This window comes from Aneurinibacillus uraniidurans, assembly GCF_028471905.1.
GTDB lineage: Bacteria > Bacillota > Bacilli > Aneurinibacillales > Aneurinibacillaceae > Aneurinibacillus > Aneurinibacillus uraniidurans.
The window spans coordinates 1,921,592-1,937,780 of the sequence record NZ_CP116902.1 but is presented as its reverse complement, the minus strand read 5'-3'; the positions used below and the strand labels follow the sequence as shown (position 1 = coordinate 1,937,780).

The 16,189-nt window shown below is 45.0% G+C and carries 16 protein-coding genes; 5 read left to right on the top strand and 11 right to left on the bottom strand.

The features are described 5' to 3' along the window. Positions 1-125 precede the first annotated feature (125 nt). Genes pckA through PO771_RS09710 form a run of 4 tightly spaced genes read right to left on the bottom strand, consistent with a single transcriptional unit; the run spans position 126 to position 4,203 of the window. A complete protein-coding gene (pckA, locus tag PO771_RS09725) occupies positions 126-1,649 on the bottom strand; it encodes a phosphoenolpyruvate carboxykinase (ATP) (RefSeq protein WP_272559479.1) in 1,524 nt (507 codons plus the stop codon). Further along, on the bottom strand, positions 1,624-3,390 hold the full coding sequence (locus PO771_RS09720) for a SulP family inorganic anion transporter (RefSeq protein WP_272559478.1): 1,767 nt from the start codon (positions 3,388-3,390) through the stop codon (positions 1,624-1,626). The genes pckA and PO771_RS09720 overlap by 26 nt, the downstream gene beginning before the upstream one ends. Positions 3,391-3,419: 29 nt before the next feature. Next, positions 3,420-3,884, bottom strand: a complete 465-nt coding sequence (locus tag PO771_RS09715) for a DNA mismatch repair protein (RefSeq protein WP_272559477.1) — start codon at positions 3,882-3,884, stop codon at positions 3,420-3,422. Beyond that, on the bottom strand, positions 3,877-4,203 hold the full coding sequence (locus PO771_RS09710) for an ArsR/SmtB family transcription factor (RefSeq protein ID WP_272559476.1): 327 nt from the start codon (positions 4,201-4,203) through the stop codon (positions 3,877-3,879). Before PO771_RS09710 ends, PO771_RS09715 begins: the two co-directional genes overlap by 8 nt. A 344-nt stretch (positions 4,204-4,547) precedes the next feature. On the opposite strand from PO771_RS09710, the gene PO771_RS09705 reads away from it, so the two are divergent. Then, on the top strand, positions 4,548-5,459 hold the full coding sequence (locus PO771_RS09705) for a cation diffusion facilitator family transporter (RefSeq protein ID WP_272559475.1): 912 nt from the start codon (positions 4,548-4,550) through the stop codon (positions 5,457-5,459). A gap of 80 nt (positions 5,460-5,539) precedes the next feature. On the opposite strand, the gene PO771_RS09700 is transcribed toward PO771_RS09705, so the two are convergent. The 6 genes from PO771_RS09700 to PO771_RS09675 all read right to left on the bottom strand — a co-directional run bounded on the left by PO771_RS09700 (position 5,540) and on the right by PO771_RS09675 (position 12,131). Then, positions 5,540-7,588 carry a methyl-accepting chemotaxis protein gene (locus PO771_RS09700; RefSeq protein ID WP_272559474.1) on the bottom strand — a complete coding sequence of 683 codons (2,049 nt, stop codon included), beginning with the start codon at positions 7,586-7,588 and terminating at the stop codon, positions 5,540-5,542. 134 nt (positions 7,589-7,722) lie between these two features. Next, the gene (locus PO771_RS09695; RefSeq protein ID WP_272563135.1) at positions 7,723-8,976 is read right to left on the bottom strand and encodes an MFS transporter; all 1,254 of its coding nucleotides are present in this window, start codon (positions 8,974-8,976) and stop codon (positions 7,723-7,725) included. 135 nt (positions 8,977-9,111) lie between these two features. Next, a complete protein-coding gene (locus PO771_RS09690) occupies positions 9,112-9,942 on the bottom strand; it encodes an aldo/keto reductase (protein WP_272559473.1) in 831 nt (276 codons plus the stop codon). 54 nt (positions 9,943-9,996) lie between these two features. Then, a complete protein-coding gene (locus PO771_RS09685; protein ID WP_272559472.1) occupies positions 9,997-10,935 on the bottom strand; it encodes a cation diffusion facilitator family transporter in 939 nt (312 codons plus the stop codon). 14 nt (positions 10,936-10,949) lie between these two features. Further along, complete coding sequence (gene thpR / locus PO771_RS09680) at positions 10,950-11,504, bottom strand: RNA 2',3'-cyclic phosphodiesterase (RefSeq protein ID WP_272563068.1); 555 nt, start codon at positions 11,502-11,504, stop codon at positions 10,950-10,952. Between the two features lie 18 nt (positions 11,505-11,522). Next, entirely contained in the window at positions 11,523-12,131 is a 609-nt protein-coding gene (locus PO771_RS09675; RefSeq protein ID WP_272563067.1) for a class I SAM-dependent methyltransferase, read from the bottom strand. Positions 12,132-12,281: 150 nt separating this feature from the next. Here PO771_RS09675 and PO771_RS09670 point away from each other — a divergent pair, with 150 nt between their 5' ends. Then, positions 12,282-12,923 carry a YczE/YyaS/YitT family protein gene (locus PO771_RS09670; RefSeq protein ID WP_272563066.1) on the top strand — a complete coding sequence of 214 codons (642 nt, stop codon included), beginning with the start codon at positions 12,282-12,284 and terminating at the stop codon, positions 12,921-12,923. Between the two features lie 84 nt (positions 12,924-13,007). Here PO771_RS09670 and PO771_RS09665 read toward each other — a convergent pair whose 3' ends face one another. Then, entirely contained in the window at positions 13,008-13,880 is an 873-nt protein-coding gene (locus tag PO771_RS09665; protein ID WP_272563065.1) for a LysR family transcriptional regulator, read from the bottom strand. 129 nt (positions 13,881-14,009) lie between these two features. Between PO771_RS09665 and PO771_RS09660 the strand changes: the two genes are divergently transcribed. From PO771_RS09660 to PO771_RS09650, 3 genes are all read left to right on the top strand, one after another. Continuing rightward, positions 14,010-15,011, top strand: a complete 1,002-nt coding sequence (locus tag PO771_RS09660) for a YeiH family protein (RefSeq protein ID WP_272563134.1) — start codon at positions 14,010-14,012, stop codon at positions 15,009-15,011. Positions 15,012-15,152: 141 nt separating this feature from the next. Then, positions 15,153-15,809, top strand: a complete 657-nt coding sequence (locus PO771_RS09655) for a TetR/AcrR family transcriptional regulator (protein WP_272563064.1) — start codon at positions 15,153-15,155, stop codon at positions 15,807-15,809. Between the two features lie 120 nt (positions 15,810-15,929). Continuing rightward, positions 15,930-16,142 (top strand): hypothetical protein, encoded by a 213-nt coding sequence (locus PO771_RS09650; protein WP_272563063.1) that lies wholly within the window; start codon positions 15,930-15,932, stop codon positions 16,140-16,142. Positions 16,143-16,189: the final 47 nt, after the last annotated feature.

Below are 16,189 nucleotides of genomic sequence, written 5' to 3'. Positions count from 1 at the left end.
TTTTCTTTTTTTAAAAATCTCGAATAATACGAGAAGTTCAGACTTTATGGAACCACATTCTTACAATAAAAACAAAACGAGTTTACATAATAAAAATTACGTAAACTCGTTTGCAGGACTATTATCTATTTACTAGTTTGGTTAAAACGCTTGAAATTCTCCATAAAAAGATTAGACAATTTCATAGCCTGTTGATCATACGCCTCTTTATCTGCCCAGCTCTCCCGAGGATTCAAAATATCTGACGGCACGTTTGGACATTGTTTCGGCATATTGAGTCCAAAGATCGGATGCAATTCAAACTCCGTTTTGCTCAATTCACCTGTAAGAGCTGCTGTAATCATCGCACGAGTATAAGCAAGATCCATCCGCTTGCCAATTCCGTAAGGTCCCCCTGCCCAGCCCGTGTTGACTAAGTATACGTCTGCTTGATGCTGTTCAATCTTCTCACCAAGCATCTCTGCGTATACACTCGGAGAAAGCGGAAGGAACGGTGCACCAAAGCATGTCGAAAACGTCGCTTCAGGCTCGGTGACCCCACGTTCTGTTCCAGCCAGCTTGCTGGTATAGCCTGAAAGGAAGTAAAACATCGCTTGTTCTTTTGTCAGCTTCGAGATTGGCGGAAGAACGCCAAAAGCATCAGCCGTTAAGAAGAAAATAACATTCGGGTGCCCTGCTACACTTGGAATAAGCGCATTCGGAATATAATGAATCGGGTAAGCGGCCCGCGTATTTTCGGTCAGGCTATTATCGTCATAGTTCGCTTCGCTCGTATGCTCATCCAGGACAACATTTTCTAATACCGAACCAAATTGAATGGCACGGAAGATTTCCGGTTCTTTTTCTTCAGACAGGTTAATGCATTTCGCATAGCATCCACCTTCGATATTAAACACACCGTTATCCGACCAGCCGTGCTCATCATCTCCAATCAGCATGCGGTTAGGATCAGCTGACAGCGTGGTTTTTCCTGTTCCTGATAATCCAAAGAATAGAGCGACATCGCCATCTTTTCCTTTATTCGCAGAACAATGCATCGATAACACATTTTTCTGTGGAAGAAGGTAATTCATCACGGTAAAAATCGATTTCTTAATTTCCCCGGCGTACTCAGTTCCCCCGATTAACACAAGCTTTTTAGCGAAATTAATCACGATAAAGGTTTCCGAATGCGTGCCATGTAATTGCGGATTCGCTTTGAAATTCGGGACGCACAGGACGGTAAATTCCGCGATATGTGCGGCTAACTCGTCTTCGGTTGGACGAATAAAAAGCTGGTGGGCAAACAAATTATGCCAGGCGTACTCATTAATCACACGAATCGGGAGACGGTAGTCTTCATCCGCGCCCGCAAATCCATCAAAGACAAAGAGCTCTTTGTCTTTAATATAATGAGAGAGATCTTGAAAAAGAAGATCAAAATGGTCAGGAGAAAGCGGTTGGTTCGTTTCCCAATCCACTTGATCATGTGCGCCAGGTTCATCCACAATAAACTTATCTTTAGGAGACCGGCCTGTGTATTTTCCGGTACGGGAAGCAATCGCCCCCGAAGAAGACAGCCTACTTCCATTACGCTGGATGGCCATTTCAATTAATTGACTTACAGGTAAATTAAAATACACATTAGATACGTTTGTCGCTAGTTTCATTCGTTTTCGCCCCCTGTTTTTCTTCTACTTGATGAGAAAGTTGTGCGCATTCATGAAAAGCAAAATGTTTACAGCCTGTACATTGAGTAGTTTCAATGTGAGCAAGCGCATAATTAAGAGCATCCCCTGTATGATCGAAGAAGTGTTCTTCGCCGATTTCATCATACAGGTCTGTCTTCTTGACGGTTTCCTTTAATTCAGGAGCAGCTCCCGAAACGAGAAGTACTCCTCCCTGCTTCGTAAAATGCTGAACAATGCTTTTAAAATACGATTCTCCCGTTGTATCCATAAATGGAACTTTTCCCAGACGTAAAATCAAAACTTTAGGCCGAGAGTGAATCGTGGCCATAATACTCTGTTCAAACGTTTGCGCAGCCCCAAAGAAAAGCGGCCCTTCTATCGTGAACATGCTAATTTGCGGACAATCGTGCGCTTTATTCACGACATGCGGCAGAACCTTTTCATGCTTTTGGCTGTGATCCGGGAGCACCTTGGCAATAACAAGCATTTCACTCATGCGTTTGGCAAACAAAATGACAGCTAATACAAGCCCTACTTCCACTGCTGTCGTTAAGCTCGTGAACACAGTAAGCAAAAACGTCACAAGTAAAACAAGAGAGTCCCCTGTTTTTAGCGTAAGAATATGGGCGAAATGTTTCCGCTCACTCATGTTCCAGGCTACCAGCATTAAAACCGGAGCCATACTGGCCAGCGGAATCGCAGATGCATACGGAGCTAAAAGCAATAGCGTTACGAAAACAAATACCCCGTGGACAACCCCGGAAATTGGTGAAACCGCTCCACTCTTAATGTTCGTCGCTGTCCGTGCAATCGCCCCGGTTGCCGGAATTCCTCCGAATAAAGGTGTGATGATGTTCGCAATCCCTTGTCCAATCAGTTCTCGGTTGCTGTTATGCTTACTGTTCGTCATCCCATCTGCAACGACAGCAGACAAAAGGGACTCAATTGCGCCCAGTATGGCAATCACAAACGCAGGAGCGAGCAACTGTTTAATTTTCTCCCATGTCATAGCCGGCAGATGAAAATGAGGCGGCGTACTCGAAATGGTCCCGAATGCGGTACCAATGGTAGGCACATGCTCGGAAAAAAATAAGGATGCTATCGCACTCGAGATAATCAATCCAAGTAAAGAACCCGGTACTTTAGGCAAAAATTTAGGTGTAACGATCATAATTACAAAACAAATCAAGGCAATCGCAATACTATACAGATTGATGGTATCGATATGGATCGCAATTTCCTTAAGATTGTCAATAAACCCCTCGTGTTTGGTAACACCCGTCAGGCCAAGAAAACTAGCGATTTGTCCAGCAAAAATAATGACGGCGATACCAGAAGTGAATCCGACGATTACGGGACGTGGAATAAAGGCAATCAGAGAGCCAAGCCGAAACATCCCCATAAGGCAAAGCATGATCCCGGCCAGCAAACCGGCAACGAGTAAATTTTCGTAGCCATACGTAATCATAATTCCGAACAGGATCGGGATAAACGCGCCTGTAGGTCCCCCGATTTGATATTTTGAACCACCAAATAATGAAATCAAAGCCCCGGCAATACACGTTGTATAAATGCCGTATTCCGGTTTTACCCCCGAAGCAATCGCAAACGCCATCGCAAGCGGAATGGCAATTACACCTACAATCACACCAGCCAGCAGATCTTTTTGAAAATGCTTGAGCGAATATCCTTGAAATCTACCGGTAAATAATCCCCTCATTATGAAACCCTTCTTTATTGTGTAATGAATTACTTTAGTTTTTCACTTTCAAATTTTTTAAAGATATATCGGTTATTCAAGTGTATTTCTAACCTTCCTAGGTCGCCTCCTTTTTGGGCGTATGCACGTATCTTTTCAGCTAAAAGCTTCCCTTTCCTCTCATCGACGTCTTCCGTGTTGATAAAGTGCTCAATTGTCACATAATCAGGCGTCTCATCCTCGCGAAAATATCGACCAGGTACTTGACTCCAAAATCTTTCCCACTGACTCATCAGTCCGATGTTTTGCAGGAAAAATTTTTGGATTCCACATAACCATGCTGTACAAGCGGTATTTCTCTTTGTACATCCAATGCCATCCTCTAAGTACTCGCATTTTGAGCAGCAAGAGTTTCCTCCTTTAATGCAAGCATCACAAACATAATGGGCTCCTGCTGTTCGGAGAACTTTCATTCCATATTCGATCAGTTCTTCTCGTGAACGTTTGTTATTCATCCAGTTCTTCCAGCATCGAGATGGTATCGATTAAATGGTTGTTGAAAATTTCCTTCGCGACAGCGAGCAAATTGATAATCATTGGATCACGAAGAGAATATACGACCCGTTTTCCATCTTTCGTTCCGACAACGATATTTTTGGCGCGCAGGAGGCTGAGTTGTTGAGAAACCGCAGAACCTTCACTATTGAGGCTGCTTTGAATTTCGTTTACACTTTTGTCCCCTTCTGCCAGTAATTCGAGAATACGAATTCGTAAAGGATGGGATAAAGCTTTAAAAAAATCTGCTTTAAATTGCTGCATATCACTCGTGTTCATTTGAATTCACCCATTCGTTTCTGATTTAGTGGACATTCTATGTTATAGCGGCACATAGTGCCCAAATATATACATCTTCAAATGTTTGAATATGTATATATTTGAATATGTATATAGTACTCCTGGGTTGCGAAATTTTCAACACAATTTTTGGAGAGAATGATATACAAAATCAATTAATAATACATCTCATTTTCAGTTAAATAAGCTGAATTACAGAGTTTGATAATGATTATCTCTCGTTATCTCCAGTTATCTTTATTTATCTCCATTTTTCTGTTGTTTTATTTTCTTGTGAGGAGTAAAATGGCATAGAAAATATGAATATGAGGGAGATCATAAAGATGACCGAAGATACGGTTGGGACTCATAAACAAAACGAAAAGCTGATTCGTTTCTCGATCTTAATTACATTTTTGATGTTTAGTAGTCAGCTCGTTGGCGGGTTTATTACGAATAGCTTAGCGATTATGTCAGATGCCTGGCATTTGCTAAGTGATCTTTTAGCGCTTTTCTTAAGCTGGTATGCCATTAAGCAAACGTTGAAACCGGCCGATGCGAAACACACATACGGATACCACCGGTTTGGTAGTCTAGCGGCACTGATTAATGGGTTAACCTTGATCTGTATTTCTGTTTTTATTTCGTATCATGCCATCATAAGAATCATTAATCCAAGCCCGGTTCATTCAACTGGGATGATGTGGTTGGCTCTGGTTGGCTTTGTGGGTACGTTCCTGATTGTGATTGTGTTACGGCAGGGCGGACAAAATATTAATGTAAGAAGTGCGTTGATTCACTTTTTAGGAGATGTACTGTCGTATCTGGGGATTCTCATCGGGGGTCTTGTGATTAAGCTGACGGGTTGGATGCTAGTTGATCCGATTTTAAGTGGATTGTTTGCGTTGATCATTCTCAAAAATGCCTGGCTTATTACGAAAGAAGCAGCTGAAATTTTATTAGAGGCGGTTCCGAGTGAGGTGTCTGTGGAAGCGGTGAAAGCGCGTCTTTTACAAGAGGAAGATATTTTGAATGTACTCGACCTGCATATTTGGGGTTTATCGAATGAACATATTTCGTTAAGTGCTCATATCCAGATTCATGATATGCCTGTTAAGGACACGGATCGTATTCTGCGGAAGATCGAAAAAGTTTTACTGGATGAATTTAAGATTGCTCATACTACGATTCAATTGCAGACGAACGAGAATTATCATAATAAATCGAAAGACACGGGTGCCTTACAAGTTCACTAGTACATCAGACGATAAAATCCCTACGATCCTTTATTGGATCGTAGGGATTTCTATTTATAACTGCTAAGTTAGTAATCTATCTAAAACGTAAACCGAGCCAGCTCATTCCTCAATTCACTTACTAACGTGGCTAGATTTTCCATCGAGTGCTTCACTTCCTCCATCGAAGCCACCTGCTCCTCCGTAGAAGCCGCAACCGATTGAGAATGCGACACCGAGTTCGTCGCGGTAGAATTCAATGTCTCCAAGAACTTTACAGTCGATTCAATTCGATGCTCAATGTCATCAAGTGAGGAGGACACATCATTCATTTTGACCACAATGTTTTGAACCGAGTGAGAAATCGCACTGAATGTTTCATTCGTTTCGGTAATCATTTTAATGCCCTGCGCCACTTCATTTTCCCCGTTCTTCATTGAGGAGACAGCCTGTTCGGTTTCCTGTTGAATTGCTGCAATGAGCACCGCGATCTGGTCTGCGAATTGACCGGATTGCTCCGCCAGCTTACGTACTTCATCGGCTACTACCGCAAATCCTTTCCCCTGCTCACCGGCCCGCGCCGCTTCAATCGCCGCGTTCAAGGCTAATAAATTCGTCTGCTGGGCGATTCCGGTAATCAAATCTGCTGCCTGTCCAATTTCTTGCGAGCGTTGGCCAAGTACCCCGACTACTCGAGTCGCTTCCGAGGACGCATCAGAAATCTTATTGATTTGCGCAATCACCGACTGCACAGATTTACTTCCTTGTGCCACTTCCGTTACCGCTTTTTCTGTAAGTTGAATGACCTCATCGGTCGCTTCGCCAATTTTGGTTACATTGCGCTCGATTTCAAGCGATTGCTCGAAGGTTGTGTGGGCCTCTTTTAATTGAACATCGGCATCGTTTGCTATGTTTTGTGCTTCATGCGCAATCTGGTTCGATGACATCGTAAACTCGTCTGTAATCGATAACAGCTCCTCAGAAGTAGCGGATACTTCCGAAGACATGTTGACGACATTGTGCAGCATACCGCGCATGCTTTCCATTAGTTCGTTTAATTTTTCGGTCATGCTGCCAAATTCATCGCTTGATTTTACTTCCTGTGAATAGGTAAAGTTGCCGCTTGCCAGTGCTGTAATAAATCCATCTACAATTTTGACATTGTTCACAACATAACGGATAAACAGCAGTACAACAAGTGCGATGGCGATAATCCCGATCAGGCCGATCACAATCAAGCTTGTCATTAATTTGACTAACGAGGCAAACAGAGCACTTGTTGGGATGGCAATCCCCAGCTTCCAATCAGTGCCTGGAACAGCCTGATAATACAGGCGGTGTACTTGTTTATTCTCATCAAACTCGACCATACCCTGCTCTTGCCCAAGCATTTGCTTCCCTGCTGCGGACAACGCTGCATTTTTAGACTGAATAATTGATTTTTCCTGTTTGTATGTCTTGTTTTGGTTAGCGATGTAGTTCCCATTTTTATCGACCAAAAATGCCCATCCGCCATTGATTCCTTTAATGTCCTCGACCATTTTTTGAATCGTTTCCATACTGACATCGCCGTTTACGGTTCCAAAAAAGTTCCCCTGTGCATCATAGAGCGGGGCAATCGCAATGAGCATATGAACGCCCAGACTCTCATCGAAATACGGGTCGGAATAAACAATCTTACTTTTCGCTTTTGCTGCCTCCATCCCTTGTTTATACCAATCTTGTTCGAGGTAGTTGTAACTCGGTTCGGCGAATTCTTCCGTTGTGCTCAGCTTATCTTTGTCCCGAAAGGCATACGTGCTAAAAAACTTATGTGCACCATCATGTGCATACGGCGCATAAAAAACACCGAACCCAAACGTATCTTTATTTGTCTCAAGACCATTTTTCATAGTTTGTCGCAATTGTTCCAGAGAAAGCGAACCAGGATTTTTTTCAACGGTTCGGGCAAGGGCTTCTGTCACTTTTTCATGAGAGATCGTTCGGACTTGCAGCGCTTGTCCTACCTCAGACATCTTATTTGTAATCTTATTTTCGATTTCTTCATTAATAATCGTTTTGGTTTGTCCGTATACGATACTCAATATAAGGATCATAAATAATAGCAGCGGTGTTACTACGTATAGAAGTGCTTTGCTTCGTAATTTCAATATATCGTCTCCTTTCTCACCTCATGATAGTATTTATTGTGTGTTTTTTCACATTAAGTAATATTATACCATAATTTGAGTGCTAAAAAGTCCCATATTCCGTAATTATGGTAAATGGAATATGGGACTTCTATTTATGCGTCCTGATGTAGTGTTACATGTGTGGATGTGTCGGTGGAAAGAGGTCGTTTTTTCCCGATACGCAGCACAAGCAGCGCCCCTGCCAGACAGAAAAATCCCGCAAGCAAAAATGTTACTTCATAGCTTTGCATCCGCGTAAATAACACCCCACCGCCATAAGCGGCTGCGCCCGACCCTAACTGATGGGCCGCAAAAATCCAGCCGTACACAATCCCGCTGTTTTGTGTGCCAAAAATGTCAGCTGTCAGTCGGACGGTCGGTGGAACAGTTGCAATCCAGTCCAGACCGTAGAAAATCGCAAATACGAGCAAAAGTGAATATGAACCAGATGCAAGCGCATAAGGCAAAATCAGAAGCGATAACCCGCGCAGGCCGTAGTACCAGAAGAGAAGCCAGCGGTTATTGTACCGATCGGATAGCCAGCCGGATACGGTTGTGCCGATAATATCGAACAGTCCCATGAATGCCAGCAGGCTTGCTGCCTGCACTTCGGGAATGCCGTAGCTAATACAGGCCGGGATTAAGTGTGTGGCGACGAGCCCGGCTGTTGATAACCCACAGATGAAGAAGCTGCCGGATAAGAGCCAGAAGTCCGGGGAGCGTATCCCTAATACAAGCCCGGCAAAAGCGGCCTGAATCGGATTGACTTTAGAGCGGGTCTGTGGAATGTCATCCTCTTCTGCTCCATATGCGGTAAGTCCCTTATCTGCTGGTGAATCTTTCATGAGCAGGGCCACAACAGGAATCATGATCATGCCTGCACCGGCTACTGTCCACATTGCGGTGCGCCAGGTTGAGGAGCTGACGAGATAAGCAAGCAGCGGCAGGAACGCGAGCTGTCCGGTTGCAGTGCTTGCCATGAGCAGGCCAATTACAAGCCCTTTATGTTTGACGAACCAGCGGTTGGCGATCGTAGCGCTAAGTACAGTAAGAATGACACCGGAACCGAGCCCGATGATGATACCCCACAGAAGCTGCAGCTGCCAGACGGACGTGACAAAGGTCGTCAGTCCGGTTCCCCCTGCTAATAGAACGAGTGCGCCGAGCATCATTTTTTTCACACCGAATCGTTCCATAAGGGCGGCTACGAACGGACCGGATACACCGTATAAAATGAGATTGATAGCGACAGCAAGTGAGATGGAAGAGCGCTCCCAGCCGAACTCCTGCTCGAGCGGTACCATGACTACACCGGGTACGGAACGGATACCCGCTGCCACGAGCATGGTGACGAAGGCAGTCGCCATGATGATCCAGGCGTAATGAATTCCCTTTGTTTTCAAACTGATCTTCCTCTCTCTTTTAGAAAAATAAAAAAACTCCGCCTTTTTCCTAATGATAAAGGCGGAGTTGTTATTTGTATATACAAAAATAAAGCGAGGTTAAAAAGCAAAGTTATCCGGGTCCGGGCCAAAGCGGCGGTTTTCGTTCAATGCATCCAGCTTCGCCATGTCGTCTGCTTTCAGCTCAAAGTCAAACACATCGGCGTTTTCTGCGATGCGTGATGGTGTTACAGATTTCGGAATGGTCACAATCCCGTGTTGGAGATCCCAGCGCAGGATGATTTGCGCAGGTGACTTGCCATATGTAGTTGCGAGCTCAGTCAGTACAGGGTGATCAAGATTGCCCTGCATGAGCGGGCTCCACGCTTCAAGTTGAATGTTGTGTTCACGGCAATATGCCCGCACGTCTTCCTGAGTGAGCAGCGGGTGGCATTCTACCTGATTCACCATTGGGGTGATGGTACTACCTTCGATCAAATCTTTCAAGTGGTGAACCTGGAAGTTACTGACGCCGATCGCGTGCACTTTACCATCACGGTACAGTGTCTCAAGCGCTTTCCATGTTTCTTTATACTTGCCTGCGACTGGCCAATGAATAAGGTACAAGTCGATGTAATCAAGGCCAAGTTTCTTACGGCTTTCTTCAAACGCAGCCAGTGTGGAATCATAGCCTTGATCGGAGTTCCATACTTTCGTTGTAATGAACAAGTCCTCACGTGGCACACCAGAGCGAGTCAGTGCTCGGCCTACCCCGTCTTCATTTTTATAAATAGCAGCCGTATCGATGCTACGATAACCGTTCTCGAGAGCCGATTGGACGGCACGCTCCACTTCTTCCCCGTCTTTTGCTCGCCATACACCAAGTCCGAGCTGTGGCATTTTTACACCATTTTGTAAAGTTACGCCTTCTGTAAGTGAAGTTGCTGTCATCGCCATTCCTCCTGTTTTCTGATAGGTTTACTTTTCCAGTATACCATACCCGATTTAGCGATTGACAGTTTGTGTCGGCTCGGATGTGTCGCCCTCTTCATACCATGGATTAAGATGGACAAGCACTTCTTTCACCTGATCGTCCTGTTCCATAATCATTTGTTTGAGATGTCGTCCGATGTCATGTCCCTGCTGAATGGTAAGGGTACCCGGGACACCGATGCGAATGTCGACCAGAATGTAATGACCGTGCTCCCGGGCACGCAGGCGATCGATGCGCTTCACGTCTGATACAGTCCGAACAAGATCGGCATAGGCGAGAAGTTTTTCTTCCGATACACTTCTCTCCATTAAAATATCAACGGATTCTTTGCCCATCTCGAAAGCGAGCTTAAGTACGAGCAGTGATACAAGAATACTGGCCACTGGGTCACCGTATTGTGAAAACGGGATCGGAACATATTCTCCGGCAAGGGCGATCCCGATTCCAACCACAGCAGCAAGCGAGGCATATACGTCCGCAAGATGGTCGTAGGCGGTGGCGATGAGCCCTTTGCTGTTCGCTGCGCGACCAAGCCGCATTGTATACACATACAGCCATTGTTTCCAGACAAGGGAAATAAGCGCCGCGATAAGTGCGACCACGCTAACAGACCCTGCTGGTTCAAATAAAGCCCGCACCGCTTCATAACCGATAAACGCTGCCGCAAATCCGAGGAGAATCGCGACGATGCCGGACGCGATCACTTCCGCTTTGCCGTGTCCATACGGATGATCCGCATCCGCCGGTCGATTGGAAATCTGCATCGAGCCGAGCGAGGCAGCAGAGGCAGCAACATCGGCTGCATTATGAATACCGTCTGCGAGCAGCACAGGACTGTGGAACAAAACGCCGACGATGATTTTTATCAAGGTTAAGGCGATGTTGCTGATGAGGCTGATCCAGGCGGCACGTATGGAATTGGCATGGTGATTACTGGCTGTGGCAGTCATAAGCATTCCCCTTTTTATTGAATAAGCGGATATGTTTTCAGTTTATGATGAATGGCACCGGATGGCGTGAGTGTAGACCGGTATAAATGTAGTGCTTCCACCGTCCATTTTGTAAGGGGCAGATCGCGAAAGAGCGGCATAACTTCTTCGGATTCGAATGGAGTTTCGAGATTGCGCCCCAGTGTAATATGCGGTCGAAATGACTTGTCTTCCTGATATAGGCCGGTTTGTGTTAAAGCAGCAGTTGTCTGTTTTTGTAGCGTCTGCAGCCGATCCGTCTCACCTTCTAAAGAAAGCCAGAGAACGCGTGCATGTCTAGGATGACCAAAAATTCCCGGCGTTCCGATTTGCAGGGAAAGCGGTGGGTTTCCTGTTACCGCCGCTTGCAGTGCTTGATCGATCTGCTGCAGATCGGCTTCCTGTTTTTCTCCGAGAAATTGCAACGTGATGTGGATAGTTTCGACAGACTGCCAGCGCTTGCAGCGGATGATCGTTTTTAGCTGCCGTTGGACGTTTTCGATCGCTTGTCTCGCAGCTGGTGATGGTTCGATTGCAGTAAACAGACGCATGTGGCTTTCCTCCTGTTGTTAGTTTGGTTTACGTCCGATGAATTGAATGACATGACAGAGTCCAGTGTGAAGGGTCCCTTCATTTCGCACCGCTTCTCCCATATAGAAGTGCAAAATGTGCCAGTCGCGGAATGTATCAAGGAATTCTTCCGGACGATACAATAAGTCAATCTCTTTTGGGCCGCCGCTTTTATATGGAAGCTGATGGATGGAGTATACTTCTGTCATATATAACCCACCCGGCTTTACCGCCTGTCGTACGCCTTCTAGTACAGTACGGCGCAGTGGTGTTGGAAAGTGTCCGAATACACATACGGCCGCATCCCATTTTTCTGACCAATCGGCTTTGCTTACATCTACTTGCTCTGTCTGAATTTGTACGTGATGAGCGGCGGCGAGATTGTTTGCTTTGGCAAGTCCGGATGGAGCATAATCCCATGCTGTGACAGCAAGCCCCTGTTGTGCAAGATAGACCGCGTTGCGCCCTTCTCCCTCTGCAATCGCAAGCACGCGACTGCCAGCTTCGATTCGGTGTGCCTGCTCGCGGATAAAGGCATTTGGTTTGGTTCCATATACGTAGTCTTCTGCCGCAAATCGCTCATCCCATGGGTTTTTGTATACGTTCATCATTTTTCCACCTTTCTGTATAAGAACACCGCCTAGGGTATATATCATTTCTATTATAACAAAACGTGGAAAGAAAGATTGACTTTGTTAGGATATCCTAAGCGTGTATAATTTATGAAAAGGAAAGCAGCTAGAAAAAGGAGGATACAGATGGTAAATCGATTATGGCGCTATGCGTTCTTTTTCCTCGGATTGACCTTGTATGCGCTAGGGAATGCGTTTGCGGTAAAGGTGAAATATCTGGGGCTTCATCCATGGGAAGTGCTAAGTGTGGCGCTGTATGAACGGTATGGGCTGACCATTGGGACGTGGGGTGTGATTTGTGGGTTACTCCTCGTTATGATTTCACTTGTTACTGCACGTAAATATGTGAATATTGGGACGTTTTTGAACGCGCTTTTGATTGGACCGATTATGGATGTATTTCTCTGGTTGGACATTTTACCTACGGCGACGAATCACTGGCCTGATTATTTGATTTTGTTGTGTGGGATTATCATAACAGGGATTGGTGGCGGGATGTATGTCGCAGCAGGAATTGGTGCAGGCCCACGCGATGGTTTTATGCTGTCGATCTCCGATAAAACCGGCCTTTCGGTAAGTCGGGCCCGTATAATCGTAGAGAGTCTGGTGCTTATCCTGGGCTGGGTTCTGGGCGGACCCGTATTCGTGATGACGTTTATTTACACCTTTATTCAAAGCCCTGTGTTTCAGAAGTCGCTCCGTTTTTTTATTCCGCTTTTGCGGGAGATTGGCATACAGAAACCACACGATCAGCGAATATCGGTCTAGCTACTAACGAGAAAACTCCGGTCCCCCTATGCAGGGATACCGGAGTTTTTATTGCACCGTGCTTGAAAGGTGTTGTATATGATTTTACAAAATTTTACTTACGAAAGCATCCAGGAGACGTGTCCGTTCGATATGAGGAGGTACAATGTACGAAAGCATACGGGGAAACGTGTGCTCTTGAATGGTTGGGCAGGCAAGTTCGCCGTACTGAAGCGGCCGTTGTACGACCCACCTTGAAATGACGGTTATACCGAGTCCGATGATGACAGCTTCAGTAACCGCTTGATTACTTCCGAGCGTGATCAGCTTATCTGTACGCAAGCCAAGCGAACGAATCACATGATTGGTGTATACGCGTGTTCCTGATCCTTCTTCCCGTACAATCCATGTTTCATCATGTAAATCATCGATCTGAATGTTTCTTTTTCCTGCCAAACGGTGTGTGATTGGCACGGCAAGTACCATCTCATCGTTCATAAACGGGTGCATGGCGAGTTCCTGGTCCTGAACTTGTCCTTCGATTAAACCGATATCGCATTGCAGCAGCTTCACTTCTTTAACGACCTGCTCGGTATTGCTAATCATAACCTGAACGTCTACGTCTGGATAGTTTTTTGAAAATTGGGCGATCATACCGGGGAGGATATATTCTCCAATAGTAAAGCTTGCTCCGATGCGCAGGGTACCTGTAACAGTATGCAGATGAGCAAATAATTCTTCCTGTGTTTTTTGATACATGTTCAATATCTGCACGGCTCGTTTATACAAAATCTCACCGGCTACTGTCACATACAAATGCTTCGGGGAGCGATCGAGCAGCTGCGCCTGGAATTCCGTTTCGAGCTGCTTAATATGCAGGCTAACGGCTGGCTGCGACAAATTCAGCCGCTCTCCTGCCCGCGTAAAATTTTTCTCTTCTACCACTGCAACGAATGTTCGCAATGCCTGATATTCCATCGTATCTCCGTCCAATCATTATAAAAACTAATCTTTACTATAATATATACAAATTTCCCTTATGATGAAACATGCAGTATTGTTAAAAGAAAAACAGGAGTGAAAACAATGGCAACAAATTCGAATGCGATGCCGGCAGCTCGACCGAATCCAGCTCCGTATTTTATCGGCGGACTGGTACTTACACTTGGGCTGGCACTAGCGGCGAAATATATAGCAGGATTTCCCGGTGTGCAAATGCTTGGTCCACTTGTGTGGGCAATTTTGCTGGGGATGGGCTGGAGTGCTATCTTCGGTGCACCGGTTCAGACGATGAACGGGGTTCAGTTTGCTAGCAAAAAACTGCTTCGTGCAGGGATTATCCTGCTTGGGATGCGCTTGAATTTTGCAGACATTTTGGCGGGAGGACCGCGTGTACTAGGGATTGCCGCGATTGATGTAGCGTTTGGGATTTTCGCTGTATACATGATTGCTCGCTGGATGGGGGTAGACCGAAAGCTGGGCATGTTAACGGCGTGTGGAACAGGGATTTGCGGAGCGGCGGCGGTAGCGGCGATTTCTCCGCAGGTGAAGGCGAATGAGGAGGAAACAGCGGTCAGTACGGCAGTGATTGCGGTGCTCGGTACGTTATTTACGATTGCGTATACGATTCTGTACCCGGTGTTAGGAATGTCAGGTGGGCAGTATGGACTGTTCGCCGGGGCTACCCTCCATGAAATTGCCCATGTAATTGCAGCGGCTGGGCCAGGCGGAGCAGCAGCGGTCGAGCAGGCGATACTGGTGAAGCTGGCACGGGTAGCGCTTCTTGTCCCGGTTGCGTTATTTGTCGGATGGTGGTTTACGCGCGAGTCATCAGGAGATGAAAAGAAGTCTGGTGTACCGATTCCGTGGTTTATTTTCGGGTTTCTTGCAGTAGCGGGTGTGAATTCAACCGGGCTTGTGCCGAAAATGGTAGCCGGACAACTTACATCACTTGCCTATCTGCTGATGGCTATGGCAATGGCTGGACTTGGGCTAACCATTCATATTGGCACATTCCGTCGTCTTGGTGCTAAACCGTTTGTAGCAGGTCTACTTGGTTCTATTTTGCTATCTATTGTCGGCTATACGTTAGTACATGTGTGGAAATAAAACACTACAGCGAAAGAATCGATATGGGTCGGTTCTTTCGCTGTACTATATCTTCTATTTGAAGAAAACTACTTTCTATTGACATACAAATGATTAAAGAATACTATACATACATATAAATGTATGTATAGAGGTGATGTTTTGCCACGCAATAAATATCCAGAAATAACAGAACAGCGTATATTAGACACTGCAACTAAACTTTTCCTTGAAAAAGGATGGGAACAGACAACCATTCAAAATATTGTTGACGAATTAGGGGATTTGACGAGAGGTGCGTTCTATCATCATTTCAAATCGAAAGAAGATATTATCAACGCCGTTCTCGAGCGATTAGCTTTAGAAAATAATCCTTTTGAACAAACAAAGAAAATGACAGGTTTAAATGGTTTAGAGAAACTTAAAAATGCTTTTTTGCTATCCTTTACTAATCAAGGACAGCTAGATGCACTCAAGTCTATTCCAGCTATTTTAAAAAGTCCTAAGCTTATTGCCAATCAATTAATGGACTGTATCAACACAGGAGCCCCTGATATACAAGTGTTTATTGAAGAAGGCATGAGGGACGGTTCACTTTCCATCCACTACCCAAAGCAGGCTGCTGAAACACTTATGCTACTAACAAATATTTGGTTGAGTCCAATTATTTTTTCAGTAGATACAGAAGAATATATCCAAAAGGGAAAACACTTGCAGGAATTATTTAACGGGATTGGGTTACCAATCATTGATGAGCAAATACTAACGGCTCTTGAAACTTTTCATAAAGAAATCTGCAAGTTAAACAGACTGCCATAAGGCAGTTTATTTTTCGACGTATACATACATATATATGTATGTATATCCCCTCCTTTCTTCTCCCATAAACAGAGGGGAATTTTTCATTTCAAAAATTAGCTGTACGGAGGTCTAACTGGTATGGAACAAAAAATTGAAAGATACATAGACAATGCCCTTGACAGCGTTGCTTCTCAACTTTTTGGGGCGAATATTATTTTAGGTATCATCCTAATTTTTTTAGGCATTATTTTTATTGTGAGGAACCCCTCAAAAAGAAACTTGAAAACAGGTGGATTGGTTTGTATTGGGGTTGGTGCAGTAGCAATTGTAAGTGGTTTGATTCAGATGTGATTTTAATGATTAATAAAAAACAGGTCGCATACTGGATGTGGAGATAA